The sequence below is a fragment of the Acrocarpospora macrocephala genome, from assembly GCF_009687865.1.
GTDB lineage: Bacteria > Actinomycetota > Actinomycetes > Streptosporangiales > Streptosporangiaceae > Acrocarpospora > Acrocarpospora macrocephala.
In genome coordinates this window covers 93138-97885 of sequence record NZ_BLAE01000043.1, presented here as the reverse complement: position 1 = coordinate 97885, position 4748 = coordinate 93138, and the positions used below count along the sequence as shown (strand labels likewise).

The 4748-nt window shown below is 66.1% G+C and carries 4 protein-coding genes and 1 CRISPR repeat array; of the genes, 1 reads left to right on the top strand and 3 read right to left on the bottom strand.

The window, feature by feature from the left end; all coding sequences use genetic code 11:
• On the top strand, positions 1-893 hold an 893-nt coding region (locus Amac_RS33725; protein WP_155358464.1), incomplete at its 5' end, for a tetratricopeptide repeat protein.
• Positions 894-1766: 873 nt separating this feature from the next.
• Positions 1767-2344: direct repeats of the CRISPR family, unit length 29 nt; unit sequence GGGACCATCCCCGCGTGCGCGGGGAGCAC.
• A 158-nt stretch (positions 2345-2502) separates the two neighbouring features.
• On the opposite strand, the gene cas2e is transcribed toward Amac_RS33725, so the two are convergent.
• Genes cas2e through cas6e form a run of 3 tightly spaced genes read right to left on the bottom strand, consistent with a single transcriptional unit; the run spans position 2503 to position 4509 of the window.
• Positions 2503-2853 (bottom strand): type I-E CRISPR-associated endoribonuclease Cas2e, encoded by a 351-nt coding sequence (gene cas2e / locus Amac_RS33720; protein ID WP_155358463.1) that lies wholly within the window; start codon positions 2851-2853, stop codon positions 2503-2505.
• On the bottom strand, positions 2850-3815 hold the full coding sequence (gene cas1e, locus Amac_RS33715; protein ID WP_155358462.1) for a type I-E CRISPR-associated endonuclease Cas1e: 966 nt from the start codon (positions 3813-3815) through the stop codon (positions 2850-2852). Before cas1e ends, cas2e begins: the two co-directional genes overlap by 4 nt.
• Positions 3816-3819: 4 nt before the next feature.
• The gene (gene cas6e, locus Amac_RS33710; protein ID WP_155358477.1) at positions 3820-4509 is read right to left on the bottom strand and encodes a type I-E CRISPR-associated protein Cas6/Cse3/CasE; all 690 of its coding nucleotides are present in this window, start codon (positions 4507-4509) and stop codon (positions 3820-3822) included.
• Positions 4510-4748 lie beyond the last annotated feature (239 nt).

Genomic DNA, 4748 nt, shown 5'->3' with positions numbered 1-4748 from the left:
CGGAAAGCCTCGGCGACCTCTACGCCCACACCTGCCACCCGCGCGAGGCCGAATCCCACTACCGTCACGCGCTGGAGATCCGCCGCCGTCTGGGCGACCGGTTCGGCCAGGCCCGCTCCCTCAACGCGCTCGGCCAGCTCTGCCTGCGCCGACGCCACCTGCGGGAGGCGTGCGCGCACTTTGAGGACAGCTCGCTCATCTTCGCCGAACTCGACGACACGGCCCACTGGCTGGCCGTCACCGGCACCAACGAAGCCGAAGCACTGATCGAACTGGACCAGGCGGCGCAGGCGGTCCAGATTCTCAGCGAAACCGTGGACGTCTTCGACTATTTCCACGACCGGCATTCGCAAGGGAACGCGCTGTTCCTGCTGGCCCGCGCCCGGCGGGCGCACGGAGACCTGATCAGCGCCCGCGCCGCCATCGACGCCGCCCTGGCCCTCGCCACGACCGCCGCCACCCTCGGCAATCCGATCTGGCGGGGCTCCTGGCTGGTGGAGTTCGGCCAGGTGCAGCGCGCGGCCGGGCAGATCGCCGAGGCGCAGCAGGCCTACCACCGCGCCGCCGACCTTCATCATGAGTTCGGCGAGCGCGGCGGCGAAGCCCTGGCCCTGGCCGCGGCCGCGGAGATCCATCGGGAGCAGGGCCGCGCGGAGGAGGCGCTCACCCTGCACCGCGCCGCCGAAGCCGTCCACCGCGACCTGGGCGACCGCTGGCATCAGGCCCTGAGCCTGGTCGGGATGGGCAAGGCCCTGGCCTCGATGCAACACCTCCCGCAGGCCCGCGCGCAGTGGGAACTCGCGCTGGCCGCGCTGACCGATTTCACCGATCCCCCAGCGGCGAAACTATTTCGAGAGATCCAGGTCACCCTCACCTACCTACAAGGCCGATGAACGCCCGCCCCCGGAAATCCGACCATCAGGATTCTTCTCTTGTACCGCCGTCCGGTGACCGGGGCCGTAGTTCTGGCTGCGGATTGCGGTCGATTCGGGTCCTCTTGCCCGGTTCCGCCGTTGACGCATGAGTCGGTGGTTCGCGCCTCACCTGCGGTTCTAAGACGTGGGAGGGCTGTGCCCGAGTTGAACGCCTGGCTGACAGGAGGCCCGACCACTCCCAGGGCGATCGAAGTCACGCTCACCTGCCTTCGCGACCGTTGAACGGTCCGCCCAGCGGAAGTCAATGGTGTCGCGCCTCAACCACATGAGTCCCGCTGGGGGCGGGAGTAGCAGATGACCGATAAAGGCAAATCCCTCCCGGGCGGCCAGGACTGGGTGAGGGAAACCGGCAGAGGTCCGGGACGCCCGCCGTGCGGCCCGGCCGAGGGGGATGAAGACCCGCTGTACGTGCGGAACGCCAACGACATCGAGAGTAGATCCGTCAGAGGACCTGGTTGCCGGGGATCGGGTCGGCAGAGGGTTGGCTCCGCGTCTCGTTGACGACCGCGCGGAAGGTGCATGAGGCGTTGCGGATGTGAGAGTTGGCGCACACGGTGGCGAGGGCTGGCACGTTCGTCGGGCCGGAGGGCACCACACCAGCCCTTGCTGTGATGCCGGCGTATCTGGTGATCGCCGATGAGCCGACCACGCGGATCCGGGCCGGTGGCCTTCCGGCGGGCGGCCAGATCCCGAGCGGGGGGCTGCTAGCCCGGCGATTCCAGACCAACCTGGTCACGGCAGGGCAAGCCACAGCAGCCCAGTGGGACAAGGACTGGGTGTTCACCGTGGCCGAACACGACTTCCAGCTCATGCAGCAGGGCTATACCAGCAGGGACCATCCCCGCGAGCGCGGAGAGCACCAGCTGACCCTGTCGGTTACGGGCGGGGCGACGGGACCATCCCCGCGTGCGCGGGGAGCACGGCCAGCACCCGGCTGCGGAGTGGCAGACCCAGGGACCATCCCCGCGTGCGCGGGGAGCACTTGACCCGGCCGCGCAGGTCCACCGGGAAGCCGGGACCATCCCCGCGTGCGCGGGGAGCACGCGGACACGTGCAGCTCTCCCCGTCTATCGCGGGGACCATCCCCGCGTGCGCGGGGAGCACAGGGCATGCCCGCGCCAGAGGGCTATCAGCTCGGGACCATCCCCGCGTGCGCGGGGAGCACGAGCCGGTGTTGAGTCCGGTCCCGGCGTCCCTGGGACCATCCCCGCGTGCGCGGGGAGCACGTCGCCCTCCTGCCGGGCGCGTCGTAGGCGTCGGGACCATCCCCGCGTGCGCGGGGAGCACGTATCAGCAGGGTCGCACGGGCCGCGTTCAAGGGGACCATCCCCGCGTGCGCGGGGAGCACTGGACCGGCAACACCGACGTGCGCCAGATGGAGGGACCATCCCCGCGTGCGCGGGGAGCACACTCGCTGACCTGTGCGGATGCTGGTCGAGAGTGCTCGTTTTGAGCACTTTCGCGAATTCGGACAATATGGACACGTATTGCAATGGCACAAGATACGCCTTACCAGAGGCGCAGTGGGACTGACGAGCTGGTGAGCTCTGTGGATCAGTGAGTTACATCAGCGTTGTCCGTAGCGGCGGCGTTGGGAAGCCTTGCTCCAGCCGCTGGGGGCGGGAGCTGGGGATAACGCTGGCTTGGGTTTGGGGCGGCGGATCAGGATGAGGCCTTCGTGGTCGATCGGGTGCCACTTGTGGTCGTATGTCTCGAAGGTGAAGCCTTGTTCATTGTCGGTGCTATAGGCGAGTAGGGCTCGTCCGGTGTCCGCGTATCGCTGGACTTCCATCCATAGTGCTTCTCGAATTCGTGCTGAGGGTCCTCCGATGAAGACGCCTGGGGAGATTTCCATCAGCCAGCGCGTCAGGAAGCCACGAAGTCCTGCTGGGCAGCGGGTCAGCACGATGATTGTCACCAGTCGACCTCATGTACGTAATCTTCGCCATAGTTGCGGCCGGACTCGACTTCGGTGCCGTGGTCGCTCTGAAGGGTGACACGGTCGACGTCATTTTCGAGAGAGTCGACAGCGGGGCCGGTTGGCAGGAGAAGACGCTTGATGTCATTCACGCAGCGTTTCAACAGGCCAGCCTTGTTCACATGGTCCCGGATCGCTCGGCGGGTCCGTGAACCAACGTCCTCGGGGTTGTCTGCTGCCACGTCGAAGGCGATAGGGAGTGCGATCTCGGTTTTGTAGAGATCGGCGATGTCGAGGACGAACGCCAGTTCGTGACCCGAGTGAATGAAACCGAGGCCAGGGGCGCAGCCAAGCGCGGCGACCGTTGTCTGGGCGATGCCGTACATGCACTGGGCGGCCGCGGTGACTGCTTGGTTCGCAGCGTCGCCGGAGTCGAAAGCGCCGGGTACGTAGGTTCTGCCATTCCAGGGGATACCGACCCTTGCGGCCTGCGCGCGGTAGAAGTCCTTGACTCTCCGGCCTTCTCGGCCGAGAAGTTCGTGCCGGGTGAGCCCGTTGGGGTCCTCGTCGGGGAATCTCATCCGGTACATTTCGCGGGCGACTTCCAGCCGGGTACGCCGGTTGGCCCACCGGGTCGCCTGCGCTTCGACCAGAGCTGAGGAGCGATTGAGCGATCGGCCGCCTGAATAGAAGCGCACGCCCTGCTCCCCGATCCACACCACCCCCGCTCCGCTGTCGCCGAGAACGCTCATCGCCTGGTGGGTCACTCGAGTGCCGGGGCCGAGCAGCAGCGTTCCGATGGTGGCGGAGGGGATGTGAGTGATGCCATCGGCATCTTCCGCCGTGATGGCATTGTCTTCGCGGTGGATGACGCAACGCTCCAGGTAGACGAACGAAATCCGGTCTCCCATCCGCGTGAGATCACGGGGAGAAGACGCGCCGCGCTGTCCGACAGTGGTCATGCCGCTACGCCCCTGCCAGCGTCATCAGACCACAGCCATAGGCTTTCGCCCTGCCCAGCCCGTGGGTAAGAGTGCGTCGGAGCGCATCGGGATCAGTCACTTCTAGCCGGCCGTCGAAAGTGACGGTGACCAGCGTCACCGGTTTATCCTTCCCGCCCTTCTTGAAGGCGAGCTGGCGACGATCGCGGACGGTCAGCTCATGCTGATCCTCGGGGATCACACGCTGTTCCACCGGCTTTTCTACAACTCTGAATCCCGCGTTCTCCTGGTGCTTCAGAAGCCAGCCCAGCTGATGACGCGGACCGACGTGCGCGGTGACCTTGGTGGGTTCCTGATCGCTACGGCGGATATTGTGAACGGGATTCGCGGTAAGCCGGAACGTCCACTGGTCGCCCACCGCCAAGCGGGACAGAAAAGGCCCGTAGGCGTAAGTTTGCCACCGCCCGGTCTGAGGCCATCCGGCCTGTTCGACGATGTGGGTGAGATCGGGCTCGGCTGGACTGACGACAAAGAGGTAGGTCTCGGCCTGGTTGTTTCGATCGATTCGCCAGAGCACCCTTGGCCCCTCACCATCGGGTGACGGCGGGACCTCGGCGAACGAGGACATCACTGCGGCGTGAAGCATTTGGGGAGATGAAAGCAGCCGACGAGCACCGACTCGCGCGGTGTTCATGCGAAATCGGGTCAAGTACATCATGCGCCTCCCAGCACTGATGTCGGGTCATGCTCGGGACGGACGACATGAGGCCGCCCGGCGGGATTCGGCACCTGAACCCTTGTTCGCCGCACCCCGCGTAGCGCGTACATGCGGTGCAGCGGATTGAAGCTGATCGGCTGATCGCGCAAAGTGTCGGAGGGTTCGTCAGTGGACGTGGCTTCGAGGAGGATCTCCAACTCGATGTGGGGCTTTCTGTGCTCGCGTTGGTGCCATCG